The following is an 18216-nucleotide window of genomic DNA, read 5'->3' as shown; positions in this document are numbered from 1 at the left end:
ACCCCCTCATGACGATCAATCGAACCCCTCTCAACACCGGCCTGGGCCTGGGCGTGCTGGCCCTTGCCATCGGCGCGTGGCTGCTGCTGCGCGATGGCGGTCACCAGACCACCAACAATGCGTACGTGGTGGCCGACTACACCCTGGTAGCGCCGAAGATTGCCGGCTTCGTCAGTGCCGTGGAGGTAGAGGACAACCAGTCGGTGAAGGCCGGTGACGTGCTTGCCCGCATCGACGACCGCGACTACCAGGTGGCACTGCAGGCTGCGCGTGCCGACCTTGCCAATGCCCGTGCGCAGCTGGCCAATGCGCAGGCCGCACTGGCCCAGCAGGACTCGCTGATCGCGCAGGCCAGGGCCAGCGTCGATGTCAGCCGTTCCGAACTGACCCTGGCCAGTGCCGACCAGCAGCGTTACCGCGAACTGGCCCGCGATGGCGCCGGTACCGTGCAGAACGCGCAGCAGGCGCAGTCGAAGCAGGCCGTGGCCAGTGCGCATCTGCAGCAGGGCCAGGCCGCACTGTCGACCGCACGCCAGCGCACCGACATCCTCAGCGCGGGCGTGCAGGCTGCACAGGCGGCGGTGCAGCGTGCAGAAGCGGCACAGGCACGCGCCGAACTGGATCTGTCGCACACCGTGCTGCGCGCGCCGATCGATGGCATGGTCGGTCGCCGCGCAGTGCGCGTCGGTGCCTACCTGACCCCGGGTACGCCGGTGGCTGCGGTGGTCCCGCTGAAGCGCGCCTTCGTGGTCGCCAACTTCCAGGAAACGCAGATGACCCGCATGCAGGCCGGCCAGCAGGTCGAACTGAAGGTGGACGTATTCCCGGGCACGCCGCTGCGCGGGCACATCGACAGCATTGCACCAGCCACCGGCGTCACCTTTGCTGCAGTCGCACCAGAGAACGCCACCGGCAACTTCACCAAGGTGGTGCAGCGCATTCCGGTGAAGATCGTGCTGGAGCCGGGCCAGCCGCTGCTGGACCAGCTGCGTGCCGGCATGTCGGTGGAAGCCAGCGTTGACCTGGGCAGCCGCGCGCGTGCGCAGAGCGTGCAGCACGGACCGGGCCACAAGCGCGGGGAGGGCGCATGAGCGCCATCACCGTGTTCCGCACCTTCGTTGCGGCCACCCTGTGCACGGCCCTGGCTGCCTGCGCGATGGGCCCGGACTTCGTACGCCCGCAGGCGGAACTGCCCGGCCACTGGCGGGGTGGGGCTGTCGCCGGCAACGCCATCGATCAGGACGCGGCCTGGTGGGCCGGCTTCGACGATCCGCTGCTGGGGCAGCTGGCCCACCAGGTGCTGGCGGCCAACCTGGACCTGCAGCTGGCCGCCAACCGCGTGCAGCAGAGCCGCACCGCGCGCGGCATCACCGCCGCCGATCGCCTGCCCAGCGTCAGCGCGAGCGCCAGTGGCGTGCGTGCACGCAACAGCGAGGTGGGCCTGAATGATCCGTCCGGCAACGGCGGCCGTGATGACTACGGGCTGTTCCAGGCCGGTATCGGCCTGGGCTGGGAACTGGACCTGTGGGGCCGCGTGCGGCGCCAGGTGGAAGCGGCCGACGCGCGCGTGCAGATGGCCGAAGAGGATGCACACGCCGTGCGCATCGCGCTGCTGGCGGAAACCGCGCGTGACCTGCTGGCACAGCCGCCGCAGGCACTGGACGCGCAGCTGCAGGATGCACGCCGTGACTGGCCGGCGTTGCCAGCGGTGGCGGTGGGTCTGCCGAGTGAACTGGCCGAGCGTCGCCCGGACATCCGTCGTGCCGAGGCGGCACTGCATGCGGCAACGGCCGGCATCGGCGTGGCCAAGGCCAGTTTCCTGCCGCGCATCACCTTGAATGGTGACGCAGGCTTCCAGGCCAAGCAGCTGGATGACCTGGATGGCTGGAACGCGCACCGTTTCAGCATCGGGCCGTCGATCAGCCTGCCGATCTTCCAGGGCGGGCGGCTGAAGGCGAACCTCGCGCTGAGCAGGCTGCAGCAGCAACAGTCGGCCCTGCAGTTCCGCCGTACCGTGTTGCAGGCCTGGCATGAGGTGGACGACGCCATGGACGGCTACAGTGCCGAGCAGCAGCGCACGGTGCAGCTGCACGTGGCGGTGGATGAGAGCGAGACGGCACTGGGGGCGGCGCGCCGGCAGTACCAGGCCGGCGTGGTCGACATGCTGGACGTGCTGACCACCCAGCGCATCGCGCTGGACAACCAGGCCGCGCTGGCCAACAGCCAGGCCGCCGCCGCGATCGCGCGGGTGGAGCTGTACCGCGCGCTCGGTGGCGGCTGGTAGCGATAGGGAAACGCCGGGCCATGCCCGGCGGTTCGTCGGTAGTTGCCAACCTTGGTTGGCAGTTTTTTTGGAGCGCCAACCAAGGTTGGCGTCTACCAGAGCATGGTCATCGGCACCGGGTCGATCACGACACGGGCACGGTAGCGCCGGGCCATGCCCGGCGGGCGGGTGCCTCAACGCACGTCGCGCAGTTCCCAGTGGCTGCCGGCCAGCAGGCGCAGGCGCTGCTTGAACACGTCACTGTCGATGCGGGTGGTGGCGACCAGGTTGATGCGCAGGTCCTTCTGCTCGCCGGTCACGGTGGCCTCCGGGTCGGTCACGCCCCACTGCGGTTCCACCGCATCCGGGTCGGGCTGCTTGGCCTTCCAGCGTTCGAACAGCGTGCCGCTGCGCAGGGCATCCTGCAGCTCTTCGGCGAAACCGGCGGCGCCCTGGGAATGGAAGGACAGGTCAGGGTCGTTGCCGCGGGCCTTGGACGGGTCGGGCAGGCTGATGTGGTACTGCGCAGGCATGGAGTTCTCCTTGAAGTGCGGCAAGGCTGGCACAGTCGGGGTGGAATCGATGTGCAGATTCCGGCCGTGGCCAGCGCTCATTCGAACCGATGCGGCCCATCGGCAAATCCCACGGTGACCGCGCCCTTGCCGACGTTGACCATGCCGGTCAGGCTCATCACCGATTCGTACACGGTCACGCCATGGCCGGCGCAGACCTCTTTCATCTGTGCATAGCCGGGCTGGCTGCGCAACTCGTCCAGTTCGCCGCCGTAGCTGACGCACACCGTCGGCGTCATCAGCCCGGCACGCACGCGCTGGCCGACCACCGCGAACAGCTTCTGCACGGCGCTGTCGAAGCCCTTGATCTTGGCCACCGGCCCGGTCTCGCCACGGTAGCCGTGCAGCACCGGCTTGATGTCCAGTGCACTGCCCAGTGCCGCGCTGAGCAGGCCGACACTGCGGTCGCCCTTGTGCCGCGCGCGTGCGCGCATGTAGTACAGGTCGCGGGTGATCATGTAGCCGTGCACGTTGCCGGCCAGTTCTTCCAGCCGTTCGCGGATCTGCTGCACGCTGGCGCCGCTGTCACGCAGGCGGACAGCCTCCACCGCGGTCACGGCCTGCGCGGCGAACAGGTTCTGGGTATCAAGTACGCGCAGCGCGAACGGCGAGTTGTAGCCCGCTGCCTGCCGCACCGGCTTGTAATCGTTGAGGATGGCGAAGCTGGCCTGCAGCGCGTTGTCGTGGATCGGGCTGCGGGTCTTGGTGATGGTCATGCAGAACACGTGGTCGTAATCGATCACCAGCTGCTGCAGGAACAGGTCGCGGATCTGGTTGACGCTGAAGGGGATGGTTTCCGCTTCAGCGCCATGTTCGGCCACATGCGCGTGCAGGAAGCTCAGGGTGGCCTGCTCATCGCGATGATCGGCCAGCACGGCTTCGCCGATCCGTACGGTGATCGGCAGCAGCACGATGTTGTGCTCGGCAATGAAGTCCTGCGGCAGGTCGCAGGCCGAGTCGACGACGATTCCGATGCGCATCCGCGGCTCCCCCTCCAGGGCGGTTGTAGGTTCGGAAATGTGAAATCTATCTCAAATTCTGGCGTGGCGCGCGAGGGAAACGCGGCACGCCCTGTTCAGCGACTGCGCTGCACGGCCACCGGAAGCTCGGCCAGGCGCTGCCATTCGGGCTGCCGCAGCAGATCCGGGTCGGCCAGCACCGCCGCCATCAGTGGGTGGGCGTCGTTGCCCCAGAACAGTTCGCCATCGATGGCCAGGGTCGGCACGCCGAACACGCCGGTTGCAATGGCGGCCTCGGTGTTCCTCCGCAGCTGCTCCTTGACCGCGGGAGTCGCGATGGCGCTGGCGACATCCTCGATCCCCAGCCGCGCGGCTGGTTCGCGCAGGGCCTCGGCGCTGTCGGCGGCATTGCCGTCGCGCCAGATCCAGTCGAACAGCACGTCCACCGCCTGTGCGCTGCCACCCGCGGCCAGGCACAGGCGCAGGGCAGACAGCGGATTGAACGGGTGGCCCGGCGGGAACCGCAGCGGTGTGCCTTCGGCCTGCGCGGTCCACAGCAGCTGGCGGTAGATGAAGCGGCGCTTGGCCGGAATCTCGGCCGGCCCGAGGTTGCCCAGGTGATGCAGCACGGCACCAAAGGCGATCGGCACCGGCTGGATCCGCGGGAATTCGGGCAGCTGCTTCAGCTTCTGCCAATGCAGGTAGGAGTACGGCGAAACGAAGTCGAAATACCAGCGCAGGGTGGCCATGGTGGTGTCCTTCAATGCGGTCAGGGCTGCGCGTTGCGCAGCAGGTAGCGATCGCGCAGCTCGGTCTGGCGCGAGCGCATCGGCATCGCCCGGCCGCCCAGCCAGACCTGTTCGGCATAGTGCGCCACGTCCAGCGGGTCGCCCTCCCACAGCACCAGGTCGGCACGCTTGCCCGGCTCGATGCTGCCGATCTGGTCGGCCACACCGAACGCCTGCGCCGGCACCCGGGTCAGGCCGGCCAGGCCGTCGGCCCAGGGCAGTCCATTGGCCACGGCATTGCCGGCCAGCTGGCGCATCTTGCGGGCGTTGTGCGAGGCGTCGCCACGCTGCACGAACGAGACCGCCACGCCGGCCCGTTGCAGGCGTGCCGCATTTTCCAGGGTTGCACCGATCTGGTCGAAGCTGGCCGGCAGGTTGGACAGCACGTCGACGAACACCGGCACCTGCGCGGCGGCCAGCTCCGGTGCCAGCTGCCAGGCTTCGCTGCCACCGGCAATGGCGATCTTCACCTTCTCGCGGGCGGCCCAGCGCAGCAGCTGGCGGATGTCCGCCGCACGGTCCACCTCCACCACGATGCGGCCCTGGCCGGCCAGGTAGCGGCCCAGCGTGCGGCGCCCGGCCGGGGTCAGCAGCGCATGCGGTGAGTCCGCGGCGACCTGGCCACGCGCCTCGTCCACCATCTGCTGCAGCAGCATCCATTGCGCCGCACGCGAATGCCCGGTCAGTTCCACTGCGGCCGACCCGAGGCGAAGGAACAGCGCGCGCGGCCCGAGGGGATCGGCGCTGCCGTCCAGCCGCATCACACCGCCCTGGCCAGCGACGAAGCCGCCACCGGTGGCGGCCCCCAGGGCGGTGAAGCCGATGCCGTCCAGGCGCGCCACCGGGATCAGCACCGAGGCCGGGTTGTAGGCCAGGGTGACATCGAATTCGGGGCGCAATGGTTGTTCGCCGATCTTCAGCGTGCTGTCGACCGTGCTCGCTTCACCGGAGACTTCTTCGATGCCGATCTCGGTGATGCCCCCGAACAGCGCGGGTGTCAGCGGACGGCCATCGGCCTCGACGACGTTGGCCCCGGCCGGTGCGGACAGCCCATTGCCGACTGCGCGGATGATGCCGCCCTGCACCAGTACATCGGCGTGCTGCAGGCTGCCGCGCGCGCTGGCCGTATGTACGGTGGCGTTGCGGACCAGCAGGTCCTGCGCCTGCGCAGCTGCGGAGAGGCAGGCCAGCACCATGACCGTAGCGCCGAGCCAAGCCCGGCGACGCTTGTTCAACGCGCCCATCAGTGCACCTCCTGGCCGAGCTGGAAATCGGAACGCGGCGTCGCTGCCGGCGCACTGCGGTCGTACAGGCGGCGGCCGTCGATGAAGACCTGTTCGGCCAGCGCGTAGGAACCGAAGGGGTTGCCGTTCCACACCACTACGTCGGCCATCTTGCCGGCCTCCAGGGTGCCGGTCTGGCCTTCAATGCCCAGCGCTCTGGCGGCATTGGCCGTCATCCAGGTGATGGCATGTTCGGGCGTGATCTCCGGCATGTGCGCGCGGCGCGCGGCGGCGATCACCTTGGCCGCTTCCTGGTTCAGGCGCTGGATGCCTTCGGGCGAATCGGAATGGACGATGGCGCAGCTGTTCTTCGGCCGGTCGACCAGTGCGATGTTCTCCGGAATGCCATCGAAGGCTTCCATCTTGAAGCCCCACCAGTCGGCCCACAGCGCACCGCAGACGCCGTCGGCGGCCAGCCGGTCGGCCAGCTTGTAGGCCTCTACGCCGTGGTGGAAGGCCGCCACCTTGAAGCCGAATTCCTTGGCCAGGTCGAGCATGGTGGCCATCTCGTCGGCGCGGTAGCAGTGGATGTGCACGCGGATGTCGCCTTCGATCGCGCCGGCCAGCGTGTCCAGCTTGAGATCGCGCTTGCCGCCGGCATCACCGGCGCTGTCGCCCTTGTCGCTGCCGAACCAGCCCTTGCGCTTGGCCGGCTTGGGTTTGTTCTTGGCGATGTAGTCGGCAGCATCGATGAAGGCGGCGCGGTAGCCGGCAACGTTGCCCATCCGCGTGGCTGGGGCGACGCCCTTGCCTTCGCCGTAAACCCGTTTCGGGTTCTCGCCGCAGGCCATTTTCAGCCCCCACGGAGCACCCGGGAATTTCATGGCCTGGTAGGTGATGGCCGGCACGTTCTTCAGGATCACGCCACGGCCACCGACCAGGTTGGCCGAGCCAGGCAGCACCTGCATGCTGGTCACGCCTCCGGCCAGGGCTGTAGCGAAGCCCGGGTCCTGCGGCCACACCGAGTGCTCGGCCCAGACATTGGCGGTGACCGGTGCGGTCATCTCGTTGCCGTCGCTGTGCGCGCCGACGCCCGGGCTGGGGTACACGCCCAGGTGCGAGTGCACGTCGATCAGGCCCGGGGTGACCCACTTGCCCCGCGCATCGATGCGGGTGACCCCGGCATCGGCCTGCAGCTGGCGGCCCACGGCGGCGATGCGGCCCTCGCGCAGCAGCACGTCGGCGTTGTCCAGGCGCTGGCCGGTGCCGGTGAGCACGGTGGCGTTCTGGATCAGCACCGGCGCATCGGGATGCGCCCGGTAGGTGCTGGGGTAGGGATCGGCGACGAAGCGCGAGGCGCCCATCGTCGGTGCCGTGCTCAACGAAACCAGCGCCATCCCAAGAGCGGCGCGCAACACCATCGATGCCATGCAGAGATCCCCAACCCACGCGTGAATCCGCCGACGCTATCCGTCGTCGATACCACTTGCCAAGTGACCTTGGGCAGGGGCAGGGGTGGGGATTTTCCTATACAAAAATTCTGAACGAAGCATTAATTTTTTGTGACACCTGCCGCTACCAACCGGTGGGACAGCGAGCGCTGACCCGCCGTGAGGTGTGCTTTCCATTGCTCCATGACGGAGCTGCACCTGAAATATTTCAAGGAATCAAGGACGTAACTGCAGATGATTGTCTTCCCGTCGTATCGCTCCACCGCTTCCCGCCGCTCGATCCTCCCCTCACCCCTGGCCTCGGCCATTGTTGGCTCGCTGCTGATGGCCGCCGCTCTGCCGGCGCTGGCCCAGGACAGCAACGCAGACGCCTTGTCGCGTTACCAGTTCCAGCGCAGCCTGCAGGCCGCGTTTGCCGCACCGGTCCTCACCGCTTCGCCGTCGCTGGCCGTCGCCGCCGCCGCCGATGTGGAAGTCGATCCGGAACCCATCATGGGCAAGCCGGGTGATGCCGCCAGCTGGCGCACCACCGAATTCAACAGCGACTGGGGCCTGCAGGCGATCAACGCCGATGTGGCCTACGCACGCGGACTGACCGGCACCGGTATCCGCCTGGGCGTGTTCGACAGCGGCACCGGCCTGGACCACGACGAGTTCGCCGGCAAGGACCACCGCAGCATCCATCTGGCCGATGTGCTGGCCGATGGCAGCCTGTGCGCGCGCGAAGTGCTGAGTGGCCCGGACGCCTGCTTCGCCAGCGACGGTGACCAGGTGGCCGTGTCCTACCAGCTGCTCGACCCGGACTATGCCGATCTGCTGGAGCGCAATGGCTTCTACGAAGGCCTGAGCTACAACGTGCACGGTACCCACGTGTCGGGCACCATCGCCGCCAACCGTGATGGCCACGGCACCCACGGTGTTGCCTTCGGCGCCGACCTGAGCGTGGCCCGCCTGTTCTCCAACAGCGCCACCTACCTGTCGGTGGTGAATATCGGCGGTTCCCTGTATCTGGACGAACAGACCATCGCCGCCATCCAGGCCGACGATTCGATCTACCCGCAGCTGTATGCGCAGATGAACGAGCAGGGTGTGCGCGCCATCAACCACAGCTGGGGCCTGGCCAACGAGCCGACCACAGCGGAAGACCTGGACATGTACCAGTCGCACCCGGTGTTCGCCGCCAGTCTGGCTGCGATGGCCGAAGGTTCGCGCAGCAGCGGCCTGATCCAGGTATGGGCCGCTGGCAACACCGATTCGCCCAACACTTCGCCGGAAGAAGCACCGATTGCCGGCATGTATGCCTCGCTGCCGCGCGCCGTCGCCGACGTCGAGCCGTACTGGCTGGCCGTGGTCAACGTCAATCAGGACCTGGAGCTGAGCAACCGCTCGATGCGCTGTGGCCTGGCGGCGAACTGGTGCCTCGCCGCGCCCGGCTCGAACATCAACTCGACCGTGTACGGTCCCGATTCGGTGATCGAAGGTGATTTCTACGATGACAATGGCAACCTGGTGGTGGACATCATCAGCCAGACCCCGTCGTCCGATTACGAGGAACTGAGCGGCACGTCCATGGCCGCCCCGCACGTCACCGGCGCGCTGGGCCTGCTGTTCGAGCGCTTCCCGTACCTGGACAGCGCGCAGGTGCGCGACGTGCTGCTGACCACCGCCACCGACCTGGGTGCTGCAGGCGTGGACGATGTCTACGGCTGGGGCCTGATGAACCTGGCTGCGGCCGTCGAAGGCTACGGCTCGCTGCGCGTGGACACCGATGTGGTGATGAACCAGAAGGCCGGCGGCCTGAAGGTGTGGGAAGGTGATGCATGGGACGACTGGACCAATGACATCGGCGGCCCGGGCAAACTGACCAAGAGCGGCATCGGCTGGCTGCGCCTGAGCGGCGACAACAGCTTCAACGGCGCGGTGGTGCGCGAAGGCGTGCTGGAACTGGACGGCGTGAACACGCTGACCAGCGCCGTGGACGTGACCGGCGGAATCTTCCTGCTGAACGGCACCCTGCAGAACACAGCGCTGAACAGCCTGGGCGGCAGCAGCCGCATCACCGCCACCGGTGTGCTGGACGGCTCGGACCTGACCGTCACCGGCGGCGTGGTGTCCTTCAACGGCGTGCAGACCGGCGGCAGCACCTTCGTGGGTGAAAAGGGCACGCTGAAGGGCGTGGGCCAGCTGGGAAACACCACCGTGGCCGGCATCATCGCTCCGGGCAACTCCATCGGCACGCTCACCATCAACGGTGACTATGTGCAGACCGCCACTGGCGTGTACCAGGCCGAGGTGGCCCCGGGCAGCCGCAGCGACCAGCTGCACGTGACCGGCACCGCCACCCTGGGCGGCACCCTGGTGGCGCTGCCGGAACCGGGCACCTACTACCTGGGCGAGCAGTTCAACTTCATCCAGGCCGACGGCGGCGTGAACGGTCGGTTCGCCAGCACGGATTTCAGCGCCTTCTCGCCCTTCCTGCAGTTCGGCCTGGCCTACTCCGCCGCCGGCGCGCGCATTGAAGTGACCCGCGGCAACGCGCTGGCTACCGCGGCCACCACCGCCAACCAGTTGGCCGTGGCCACCGTCGTCGACGGTCTGGCGGTCAACCAGGGCCTGCCGCGTCCGCTGACCATGCTGTTCCCGGAACAGGTGGGCAGCGCACTGGACAGCCTCAGCGGCGAACTGCATGCCGCCACCAGCGCGGCCCTGCTGGAAGGCAGCCGCTACGTGCGTGATGCCGCGCTGGCCCGCCGTGCCGGTGCCGCTGCACCGGGTGCCGAAGGCGGCGACGCCAGCGGTGTGTGGGTGCAGGCCCTGGCCGGCAGCACCACGCTGGACGGCAACACCAACACCGCCCGCACCGAAGCCAACAGCAACGGCCTGCTGGTCGGTGCCGACCGCGAGTTCGGCGGCTGGCAGGTGGGCGTGCTGGCCGGTACCGGCCGCACCGACGTGAAGCAGGGCGAAGGCCGCCGTGCGAGGTCGAAGGTGGACAACACCCACTTCGGCGCCTACGCCAGCCACAACTGGGGCGGTTTCGGCCTGCGTGGCGGCCTGGCATGGAGCGAACACGATGTGGACAGTACCCGTGAGCTGGCGTTCGCCGGTTACAGCGACACCCTGAGCGCCCGCTACGACGCGCGTACCCGCCAGGCCTTCATCGAAGCGGCCTACCGCTTCGGTGGCCGCGAGGCTGGCCTGGAGCCGTACGTGCAGGTGGCCCGCGTGGAAGTGGACACCAAGCACGTGAACGAGCGTGGCGGTGCTGCGGCCCTGCAGGGTTCGGTGGACGACGTGCGCACCACCCTGGCCACGGCCGGCGTGCGCTTCGACAAGGGCCTGAAGGCCTCGTTCCAGCAGGACAGCTGGTTGCACGTGCGCGGCGCGGTGGCGTACCGCCACGCCAGCGGCGACCGCAACCCGTCGGCCCGCCTGGGCTTTGCCACCGGCGGTGACAGCTTCGTGGTCAACGGTGCACCCATCGCCGACAGCGCGGTGGTGGCCGAACTGGGCCTCTCGGCCTGGCTGACCGCCAAGCAGCAGCTGGAACTGGGCTACAGCGGCCAGTTCGGCGACGAAAGCCGCGACCACGGTGCCAACCTGCGCTGGTCGGTGCGTTTCTAAGCCACGGGCTCCCGCAGGGAAACCAGGAGGGGCGGCCGTTGGGCCGCCCCTTCTCTTTGTGTGGCAGGGCAGGCGCAGCGTTGCCTACAATGGCGCCCCTGCAGAACCGGACCGGGCATGAAGAGCAAACAGGAAATCGTCGACAACTGGCTGCCGCGTTATACCGGCGTTCCGCTGGACCAGTTCGGCCAGCATATCCTGCTGACCAATTTCGGCGGCTACCTGCACACCTTCTCCGCGCTGACCGGCGCCCCGGTCATCGGCCTGGACAGGCCGATGGCCAGCGCCACCATCGATGGCATCACCATGATCAACTTCGGCATGGGCAGCCCCAATGCCGCGATCATCATGGACCTGCTGTCGGCGGTGATGCCCAAGGCGGTGCTGTTCCTGGGCAAGTGCGGTGGCCTGAAGCGCAAGAACCAGCTGGGTGACCTGGTGCTGCCGATCGCAGCGATCCGCGGTGAGGGCACTTCGGGCGACTACCTGCCGCCGGAAGTGCCGGCCTTGCCGGCGTTCGCGCTGCAGCGTGCGGTCTCGACCATGATCCGTGATCTCGGCCACGACTACTGGACCGGTACCGTCTACACCACCAACCGCCGGGTCTGGGAGCACGACGAGGCGTTCAAGGAGCGGCTGCGGGCGATGCGCTGCATGGCCATCGACATGGAAACCGCCACCGTGTTCGCCGCTGGCTTCGCCAACCACATTCCCAGCGGCGCACTGCTGTTGGTGTCGGACCAGCCGATGATCCCCGATGGGGTCAAGACCGAGGCCTCCGATGCCAAGGTCAGCTCCCAGTTCGTGGAAAACCATATCCAGATCGGTATCGAGGCGCTTAAGCTTATCCGGCGCAACGGCAAGTCGGTCCGCCACCTGCGCTTCGACGAATGATGATGATGGCCTGGCGCGGCGCGCCGGCCCTGGGGAGTAGGTGATGGACGTTGCCGCGCACGTGGTGGAATTCTGGAAAGAGGCGGGCCCTGCGAAGTGGTTCGCCCGCGATGATGCGTTCGACGCGCAGTTCCGCCAGTTGTTCCTGGATGAGCATTTCGCAGCCGCCTCGCGCGCGCGCGAACACTGGCTGGGCAGTGCCGAGGGCGCACTGGCGCTGATGCTGCTGCTGGACCAGTTCCCGCGCAACTGCTTCCGCGGTAGCGCCCATTCCTACGCCACCGATGGCCTGGCCCGGCACTACGCCATGCGCGCCATCGAGGAAGGCCTGGACCTGCAGCTGGTGCCCAAGCTGCGCGCCTTCATCTACCTGCCGTTCGAGCACTCCGAGGATCCGCTGGACCAGGACCGCTCGGTGGCGATGTTCGACGTGCTGGGCGACAAGGAATACCTGCAGTACGCCGAGCTGCACCGCGACATCATCCGCCGCTTCGGTCGCTTCCCCCACCGCAACGCCGTGCTGGGTCGCATTCCCTCACCGGAAGAACTGGACTACCTGGCCGAAGGCGGTTTCGCCGGCTAAGAAAAAGGGGACGGAGGGAATTAAGTCGTTTTTGCCACAAACGACTTAATTCCCTCCGTCCCCTTTTTAGGGGTCAGATCGCCTTTCCGCAGGAAAGGGCTCTGACCCCGGGCCTTCAATCAGTACTTCGGCACGCCGTTGTCGACGTCTTCCGACCAGGCGTTGATGCCGCCGGTGACGTTGAACACCTTGGTGAAGCCCAAGGCGCGGAACTGCTCGGCGGCCTGCGCGCTGCGGCCACCGTGGTGGCACATGAAGGCCAGCGCGGTGTCCTTGGGCAGGGCTTCCAGCGCGGCGCGGCCGTTGCCGTCGAAGGTCTTGAACGGCACGCCCACGGCGGCGATTTCACGCTCGTCGGCCGGGCGCACGTCCACCAGGGTGATGTTGCCGGCACGCACCAGGTCGTCGGCATCGCGCACGCTGATTTCCTGCACCGGCTTGGGCGCATTCGGGTTGTCGATGGCCAGGCCCTTGCCGCGGATGTCGTCCACCCAGTCGATGGTGATGCCGTTGGCGCGACGGGCGCTGGCCAGGTCGAACTGCACGCGCAGGCCGTTGGACTCGGCGGCGATGGCGCCTTCGTCGTGCGGGGCCAGCTGGAAGTTCGGCTGGAAACCGGCGTCGATGGACAGCTGCAGAGCAGCGCCCGGGGCATCGGCCAGCGCGCCCTTGAGCATTTCCACGGCCGCCGGGGTGACGGTGATGCTCGGCGGGGTACGGTCCGGCGCGGCCAGGCCCAGCACGCTGCTCAGCTCGCCGCTGGCAGCCATCTGCAGCACGATGTCGCTGCCGCCGACCAGTTCGCCGTCGATGTACAGCTGCGGAATGGTCGGCCAGTCGCCATAGGCCTTGATGCCTTCACGGATTTCCTGGTCGGCCAGCACGTTGACGTGGGCGAACTCGACGCCGAGGTCCTGCAGGGCGCCCACGGCCTTGGCCGAGAAACCACACTGCGGCATCGACGGCTGGCCCTTCATGAACAGCACGACGCGGTTGGCGTTGAGGATGGATTCGATGCGCGAACGCAGGGCAGGATCGAGGGACATGGACGTCGGGGTTCCGGGAATTCGAATCATCAATTCTACCCCTCATGGCATCATGGGGGATGAGCAACGCAGGAACATTGCATCGCATCCCGACCCGGCCCTGGCGCTGGCTGCCCTGGCTGGTGGCGTCGCAGCTGGCCGTGATCCTGGTCTGGGCCCTGGCCGGCTGGCACTGGGGGCTGCCCGTGATGGTGGCCAGCCACGCACTGTTCCTGGTGCCGGTATTCCTGCCCAACAGCCGCTTCTACGCGCCGGTGCTGAGCCGGATGGGAGAGGCCGGAAACAGCGTCTGGTTGACCATCGATGACGGTCCCGGCCCGGAGACCCGTGCGGTGCTCGACCTGCTGGACCGCTACCAGGCCCGCGCCACCTTCTTCCTGGTGGGCGAGCGTGCGCTGGCACAGCCGGAGCTGGTGCAGGAGATCCTGCGCCGCGGCCACGACCTGGGCAACCACAGCCACAGCCATCCGCAGGCGCGCTTCTGGCGGCTGGGCCCGGCAGCGATGCGTGCCGAGATCGAGGGCTGCCAGCATGCGCTGCAGGCGGTAAGCGGCCGCCCGGTGCGCTGGTACCGTTCGGTGGTGGGCATGACCAATCCGTTCGTGGCGCCGGTGCTGAAGGCGCTGGGACTGGTGCGCGTGGGCTGGAGCGCCCGTGGCTACGACGGTGTCGGCTGCACGCCGGAGGGCGTGCTGTCGCGGCTGCTGCCGGACCTGCGCCCGGGCGCCATCGTGCTGCTGCATGAGGGGGCCGCCCACGGCCACAACCTGGCGATCATCGAACGCGTGCTCCAGGCGCTGGACGAGCGGGGGCTGAAGGCGCGGCTGCCGGTTCCGTAACGCCGGGCCCTGGTGGTGTGGAGCAGCCGAGCATGGGCTCGGCGCTACAAGGGTTGGCGATCATCCTGTAGCGTAGCGCCGGCACATGCTGCACTCGGCGCTACAACGCGGGGCGTTCGGCCACCAGCAACCAGCTGTTGAACGGCGTGCGCCCGTGCAGGGGGCGCGGCGCCGTCACTTTCAATCCGGCCTCGGCCAGTGTCGCCTGCAGCACCTGCGGGTCGGGGTAGTGGCGCGGCCGCGTGCCCATCCAGCCGACCAGCCAGGCCAGCCGGTCCGCCACCCGCGTGGTGCGGTCGCGGCCATCGCCGGTGGCCAGTGGCGTGCGCAGCAGCAGGCGGCCGCCGGGAGCGACCCGCATACTGGCCTCACGCAGCAGTGCCTGCTGTGGGCCCGCGTCCAGGTACTGCAGCACATCCAGCAGCAGCACATGCCCGGCCTGCGCCGGCAGCGGCGCCTGCACGTCCAGGCAGTCGAAGCGCACAGCGGGCAGGCCCGTGGCGGCACGCCGGGCACGGGCGATCTTGCCGGCATCCACGTCCACGCCCAGATAGGGCTGGCAGCCACCGCGCTGGCGCAGCACGTGGGCGAACAGGCCCAGCCCGCAGCCCAGGTCCAGCACGGGTTGCCCGTCGCCAGGCAGGTGCTGCAGCACGCCGTCATACAGCGGGTCGCTGCCCAGCTTGCTGCGGGTGTAGTAGTAGTCGCGGCGGCTGGCCCAGGCGTGTGCGGAGCGGAATGCCTCGGCGATCGCGCGGGCCTGCGCGGCGCTCAAGGGTGTGCAGGGCAGGGGCGGGCCGTTCCGTGGCGTGCCATCCATCGGGTCAGTCCGTTCCGCCGAGCAGGTGGGCGGCGACCGGCAGCGCGCGCGCGCTCCACAGCGCGTACATCCGTGCTGAAGGGTGCAGGCCGTCGTCGGCGATCATCGCCGGGTCGCCACCGTGGTCACGGCTGATGTCGGTGATGTCGACGAAGGCCACGCCCTGCTGGGTGCAGATCACTTCAGCGGCCGCATTGAATTCGTCGGTCTCGATCTCGATCGCGGCCAGGTCACGGCCGCTGCCGATACCGAACGGCGTCGCGCCCCAGTCGGGGAAGGACAGCACCAGCACACGCCCGGGGCGGCCACCGGCAAAGCCGATCGCCCGCTGCAGCAGGGCGTGGAACTGTACGCGGTACTCGTCCAGCGGCCGGCCGCGGTACTGGTTGTTGACGCCGATCAGCAGGCTGACGAAATCGAACGGGCCCTGCGGCGCGGCCGCATCGATGCCGGCGTCCAGCTCGTCGGTGGTCCAGCCGGTGGTGGCGATGGTCTGCGGGTCGGCCAGCGCCACATCCTGCGCACGCAGGGCGGCGGCCAGCTGGTGTGGCCAGCGGCCTTCAACGGCAACGGCTTCTCCGATGGTGTACGAATCGCCCAGCGCCAGGTAGGACAGCGCCACGGCTCAGGCCACCGAACGGCGCGGCTTCAACGGTACGACCTTGGTCGCGTCCTCGGCACGGCGGGCCAGCACGCGGTCGATGCGGGCGAACACATCGCGCATCACCGAGGCTTCCGGCAGCAGGGTCACGCGGAAATGATGGCGGTAGGGCACGTTGAAGCTGGAACCCGGTACCACCAGCACGCCTTCATTGTTCATCAGATCCAGCGCGAAGTTGTGGTCGTCGAAGCCCTTGGCAGCGGCACCGACCACGGCCGGGAACGCGTACAGCGCACCGGCCGGCGCGACCAGCGACAGGTGCTCACTGGCTTCGCAGGCTTCGATCACCGCGCGGCGGGTTTCATACAGGCGGCCGCCCGGGGTGCACAGTTCGGAGATGGTGTCCGGGCCGTTCACTGCGGCCTCGATGGCGTACTGGCCCGGCACGTTGGCGCACAGGCGCAGCGCGCCGAGCAGGTCCAGCGCGGCGCGGAAGTCGCCCAGGCGCGCGTCGTCGCCGCTGAGGTGGGCCCAGCCCACGCGCCAGCCGCAGGCACGGTGGACCTTGCTCAGGCCACTGAAGGTCAGGCACGGGTGGTCGCCGGCCAGCGGCGCGACCGGCTGGAATACCGCATCGTCGTACAGGATCTGGTCGTAGATCTCATCGACCAGCAGCAGCAGGTTGTGGCGGCGCGCGATCTCGACCACGCGCTCGAGCAGTTCGCGCGGGTAGCTGGCGCCGCTGGGGTTGTTCGGGTTGATCAGCACGATGGCGCGGGTGCGCGAGGACACCAGCGTCTCGATCTCGCTCGGGTCCGGCTGGAAGCCGTTCTCGGCGGCGCAGCGGTAGTACACCGGGCGGCCATCGTTGAGGATGGTCGAGGCCGACCACAGCGGGTAGTCGGGTGAGGGCACCAGCACTTCGTCGCCCGGGTTGAGCAATGCGCGCAGCGACAGGTCGATCAGTTCGCTGACGCCGTTGCCGACGAACACACGGTCGGGGTGCGCATCCGGTGCGCCACGGCGGGCGTAGTACGCCGCGATGGCTTCGCGTGCGACCGGCAGGCCCTGCTGGTGGGTGTATGGATCGGTGCGGCCCATGTCATCGGCGATCGCGCGCTGCAGGTGCTCGGGCGCGCGGAAACCGAAGTTGCCCGGGTTGCCGATGTTGAGCTTGATCAGCTTGCGGCCCTGCGCCTCCAGCTCCCGGGCTCGCCGCGCCAGTTCTCCGCGGATTTCGTAGCGCACTTCGGAAAGGCGCTCGCGGATGGCCAGGGGCTTGGGCGAGTTGGTGGACATGGGAGCTGGGCCGTCAAAAGGCATGGGGCTTCCATCCTACCGGAATTGCTGCAATGCATGGCAGGGGCGCCGGGCCCGTCATTGCTGGGCTGGCAGGGCATCGGCACGGGTAGAATGGCGGCGATGACCCAGACCCCCGATTTCATCGCCCTGCAGACCATTGGCTGGCCCTGGCCGGGCCCGGCGCAGCAGGCCGACTGGCAGGCCGCGATGGCCGCACATCCGCAGGCCCGCCCGGCGCGGGTGATCGAACAGCACCGCACCCACTACGTGGTGGCCGATGGCCCGGATGCGTCGATCAAGGCCGAATCGCTGCCGGAATGGCAGCGCCCGCGCTTCCCCAGCCACGAGCGGCCTGCAGTGGGCGACTGGGTGCTGCTGGACGGCATCCGCATTGTCGCGCTGCTGCCACGCCGCACCGCGATCAAGCGTGGCGCCGCCGGCGAGCACTACCACCAGCAGGTGATCGCGGCCAACATCGACACGGTGTTCATCGTCTGCGGCCTGGATGCCGACTTCAATCCGCGCCGCATCGAGCGCTACCTGCTGCTGGTCGGCGGTGGTGGTGCAGAACCGGTGGTGGTGCTGACCAAGGCCGACCAGACCGAGTACAGCGAGGATGCGCTGGCGGTGCTGGAAGAGCTGGAGATGCAGGGCATCGCGCTGCATGCGATCAACGGCCTGGATGCCGACAGTGTGGCGGTGCTGCAACCGTGGCTGGGCCCGGGCCGCACGGTGGTGCTGGTCGGTTCCTCCGGTGCCGGCAAATCCACGTTGACCAACACCCTGCTTGGCGAGCAGCGGATGAAGACCAACGCGGTGCGCGCCAACGATTCGCGTGGCCGCCATACCACCACCCACCGCGCGCTGATGCCGTTGCCGACGGGCGCCTGCCTGATCGACACCCCGGGCATGCGCGAGCTGAAGCCGACCGGCGAAGAGACGCTGTCCGAAGGTGGCTTCGCCGACATCGAGGCGCTGGCCGCACAGTGCCGTTTCAACGACTGCAAGCACCAGCAGGAACCAGGTTGTGCGGTGCGTGCGGCGATCGAGGCGGGCGAGATCGAAGAGAGCCGGCTGCTGAACTACTTCAAGCTGAAGGAAGAAGTGGCTGCCGCTGCCGCCAAGCTGGCGGTACGCCAGGCCGAGACCGCGCAGGAGCGCGGCGGCAAGAAAGGCAAGGGCCAGCAGTTCCGCCCGGCAGGCAAGCCGCGTAGGCGGTAACAAGGCAGCCGAGCATGGGCTCGGCTCTAC

Annotated in this window: 16 protein-coding genes; 7 read left to right on the top strand and 9 right to left on the bottom strand. The window is 68.4% G+C overall.

Translation table 11 applies throughout. From position 1 onward, the window contains the following. Positions 1 to 8 precede the first annotated feature (8 nt). Both QP609_RS17495 and QP609_RS17490 read left to right on the top strand, forming a co-directional pair. The gene (locus QP609_RS17495; RefSeq protein WP_032956599.1) at positions 9 to 1091 is read left to right on the top strand and encodes an HlyD family secretion protein; all 1083 of its coding nucleotides are present in this window, start codon (positions 9 to 11) and stop codon (positions 1089 to 1091) included. After that, positions 1088 to 2284, top strand: coding sequence for a TolC family protein (locus QP609_RS17490; RefSeq protein WP_197621595.1), 1197 nt, complete (start codon positions 1088 to 1090; stop codon positions 2282 to 2284). Before QP609_RS17495 ends, QP609_RS17490 begins: the two co-directional genes overlap by 4 nt. Positions 2285 to 2457: 173 nt before the next feature. On the opposite strand, the gene QP609_RS17485 is transcribed toward QP609_RS17490, so the two are convergent. The 5 genes from QP609_RS17485 to QP609_RS17465 all read right to left on the bottom strand — a co-directional run bounded on the left by QP609_RS17485 (position 2458) and on the right by QP609_RS17465 (position 7235). Beyond that, positions 2458 to 2796 carry a hypothetical protein gene (locus tag QP609_RS17485; RefSeq protein ID WP_005410998.1) on the bottom strand — a complete coding sequence of 113 codons (339 nt, stop codon included), beginning with the start codon at positions 2794 to 2796 and terminating at the stop codon, positions 2458 to 2460. A gap of 77 nt (positions 2797 to 2873) precedes the next feature. After that, positions 2874 to 3815 carry a DegV family protein gene (locus QP609_RS17480; RefSeq protein WP_046432465.1) on the bottom strand — a complete coding sequence of 314 codons (942 nt, stop codon included), beginning with the start codon at positions 3813 to 3815 and terminating at the stop codon, positions 2874 to 2876. A 95-nt stretch (positions 3816 to 3910) separates the two neighbouring features. Beyond that, positions 3911 to 4543: a 2-hydroxychromene-2-carboxylate isomerase gene (locus tag QP609_RS17475; RefSeq protein WP_032956588.1), complete on the bottom strand. Its 633-nt coding sequence runs from the start codon at positions 4541 to 4543 to the stop codon at positions 3911 to 3913. Between the two features lie 20 nt (positions 4544 to 4563). Beyond that, positions 4564 to 5826, bottom strand: a complete 1263-nt coding sequence (locus QP609_RS17470) for an amidohydrolase family protein (RefSeq protein WP_014648375.1) — start codon at positions 5824 to 5826, stop codon at positions 4564 to 4566. Continuing rightward, positions 5826 to 7235, bottom strand: coding sequence for an amidohydrolase (locus QP609_RS17465; RefSeq protein ID WP_197621596.1), 1410 nt, complete (start codon positions 7233 to 7235; stop codon positions 5826 to 5828). Before QP609_RS17465 ends, QP609_RS17470 begins: the two co-directional genes overlap by 1 nt. 255 nt (positions 7236 to 7490) lie before the next feature. Here QP609_RS17465 and QP609_RS17460 point away from each other — a divergent pair, with 255 nt between their 5' ends. The 3 genes from QP609_RS17460 (at position 7491) to QP609_RS17450 (ending at position 12357) form a co-directional block, all read left to right on the top strand. Next, a complete protein-coding gene (locus tag QP609_RS17460) occupies positions 7491 to 10880 on the top strand; it encodes an autotransporter serine protease (protein WP_197621597.1) in 3390 nt (1129 codons plus the stop codon). A gap of 117 nt (positions 10881 to 10997) precedes the next feature. Beyond that, the gene (locus tag QP609_RS17455; RefSeq protein WP_005419211.1) at positions 10998 to 11774 is read left to right on the top strand and encodes an AMP nucleosidase; all 777 of its coding nucleotides are present in this window, start codon (positions 10998 to 11000) and stop codon (positions 11772 to 11774) included. Between the two features lie 43 nt (positions 11775 to 11817). Then, the gene (locus QP609_RS17450; protein WP_014648372.1) at positions 11818 to 12357 is read left to right on the top strand and encodes a DUF924 family protein; all 540 of its coding nucleotides are present in this window, start codon (positions 11818 to 11820) and stop codon (positions 12355 to 12357) included. Between the two features lie 119 nt (positions 12358 to 12476). Here QP609_RS17450 and grxD read toward each other — a convergent pair whose 3' ends face one another. Continuing rightward, positions 12477 to 13403 (bottom strand): Grx4 family monothiol glutaredoxin, encoded by a 927-nt coding sequence (grxD, locus tag QP609_RS17445; RefSeq protein WP_032956577.1) that lies wholly within the window; start codon positions 13401 to 13403, stop codon positions 12477 to 12479. A 59-nt stretch (positions 13404 to 13462) separates the two neighbouring features. Here grxD and QP609_RS17440 point away from each other — a divergent pair, with 59 nt between their 5' ends. Continuing rightward, a complete protein-coding gene (locus QP609_RS17440; RefSeq protein WP_032956574.1) occupies positions 13463 to 14242 on the top strand; it encodes a polysaccharide deacetylase family protein in 780 nt (259 codons plus the stop codon). A 100-nt stretch (positions 14243 to 14342) separates the two neighbouring features. On the opposite strand, the gene QP609_RS17435 is transcribed toward QP609_RS17440, so the two are convergent. The 3 genes from QP609_RS17435 to QP609_RS17425 are packed head-to-tail and all read right to left on the bottom strand — an operon-like array spanning position 14343 to position 16962. After that, positions 14343 to 15062 carry a class I SAM-dependent methyltransferase gene (locus QP609_RS17435; RefSeq protein ID WP_197621521.1) on the bottom strand — a complete coding sequence of 240 codons (720 nt, stop codon included), beginning with the start codon at positions 15060 to 15062 and terminating at the stop codon, positions 14343 to 14345. Positions 15063 to 15066: 4 nt separating this feature from the next. Continuing rightward, complete coding sequence (locus tag QP609_RS17430) at positions 15067 to 15684, bottom strand: SGNH/GDSL hydrolase family protein (RefSeq protein ID WP_032956572.1); 618 nt, start codon at positions 15682 to 15684, stop codon at positions 15067 to 15069. A gap of 3 nt (positions 15685 to 15687) precedes the next feature. Beyond that, positions 15688 to 16962, bottom strand: coding sequence for a pyridoxal phosphate-dependent aminotransferase (locus QP609_RS17425; RefSeq protein WP_046432453.1), 1275 nt, complete (start codon positions 16960 to 16962; stop codon positions 15688 to 15690). Between the two features lie 114 nt (positions 16963 to 17076). Between QP609_RS17425 and rsgA the strand changes: the two genes are divergently transcribed. Beyond that, positions 17077 to 18186: a ribosome small subunit-dependent GTPase A gene (rsgA, locus tag QP609_RS17420; protein WP_032129866.1), complete on the top strand. Its 1110-nt coding sequence runs from the start codon at positions 17077 to 17079 to the stop codon at positions 18184 to 18186. Positions 18187 to 18216: the final 30 nt, after the last annotated feature.

Origin of the sequence: Stenotrophomonas sp. 8(2023), from assembly GCF_030345295.1 — a bacterium.
GTDB classification, from domain to species: domain Bacteria; phylum Pseudomonadota; class Gammaproteobacteria; order Xanthomonadales; family Xanthomonadaceae; genus Stenotrophomonas; species Stenotrophomonas muris.
Note: the sequence above shows the minus strand (reverse complement) of the source record. Positions and strands in the feature narration are given on the sequence as shown.

Excerpts from the sequence above, each read along its gene's own strand:
- QP609_RS17495 (WP_032956599.1), top strand. The coding sequence starts at position 9 with ATGACGATCAATCGAACCCCTCTCAACACCGGCCTGGGCCTGGGCGTG.
- QP609_RS17490 (WP_197621595.1), top strand. The coding sequence starts at position 1,088 with ATGAGCGCCATCACCGTGTTCCGCACCTTCGTTGCGGCCACCCTGTGC.
- QP609_RS17485 (WP_005410998.1), bottom strand. The coding sequence starts at position 2,796 with ATGCCTGCGCAGTACCACATCAGCCTGCCCGACCCGTCCAAGGCCCGC.
- QP609_RS17480 (WP_046432465.1), bottom strand. The coding sequence starts at position 3,815 with ATGCGCATCGGAATCGTCGTCGACTCGGCCTGCGACCTGCCGCAGGAC.
- QP609_RS17475 (WP_032956588.1), bottom strand. The coding sequence starts at position 4,543 with ATGGCCACCCTGCGCTGGTATTTCGACTTCGTTTCGCCGTACTCCTAC.
- QP609_RS17470 (WP_014648375.1), bottom strand. The coding sequence starts at position 5,826 with ATGGGCGCGTTGAACAAGCGTCGCCGGGCTTGGCTCGGCGCTACGGTC.
- QP609_RS17465 (WP_197621596.1), bottom strand. The coding sequence starts at position 7,235 with ATGGCATCGATGGTGTTGCGCGCCGCTCTTGGGATGGCGCTGGTTTCG.
- QP609_RS17460 (WP_197621597.1), top strand. The coding sequence starts at position 7,491 with ATGATTGTCTTCCCGTCGTATCGCTCCACCGCTTCCCGCCGCTCGATC.
- QP609_RS17455 (WP_005419211.1), top strand. The coding sequence starts at position 10,998 with ATGAAGAGCAAACAGGAAATCGTCGACAACTGGCTGCCGCGTTATACC.
- QP609_RS17450 (WP_014648372.1), top strand. The coding sequence starts at position 11,818 with ATGGACGTTGCCGCGCACGTGGTGGAATTCTGGAAAGAGGCGGGCCCT.
- grxD (WP_032956577.1), bottom strand. The coding sequence starts at position 13,403 with ATGTCCCTCGATCCTGCCCTGCGTTCGCGCATCGAATCCATCCTCAAC.
- QP609_RS17440 (WP_032956574.1), top strand. The coding sequence starts at position 13,463 with ATGAGCAACGCAGGAACATTGCATCGCATCCCGACCCGGCCCTGGCGC.
- QP609_RS17435 (WP_197621521.1), bottom strand. The coding sequence starts at position 15,062 with ATGGATGGCACGCCACGGAACGGCCCGCCCCTGCCCTGCACACCCTTG.
- QP609_RS17425 (WP_046432453.1), bottom strand. The coding sequence starts at position 16,962 with ATGTCCACCAACTCGCCCAAGCCCCTGGCCATCCGCGAGCGCCTTTCC.
- rsgA (WP_032129866.1), top strand. The coding sequence starts at position 17,077 with ATGGCGGCGATGACCCAGACCCCCGATTTCATCGCCCTGCAGACCATT.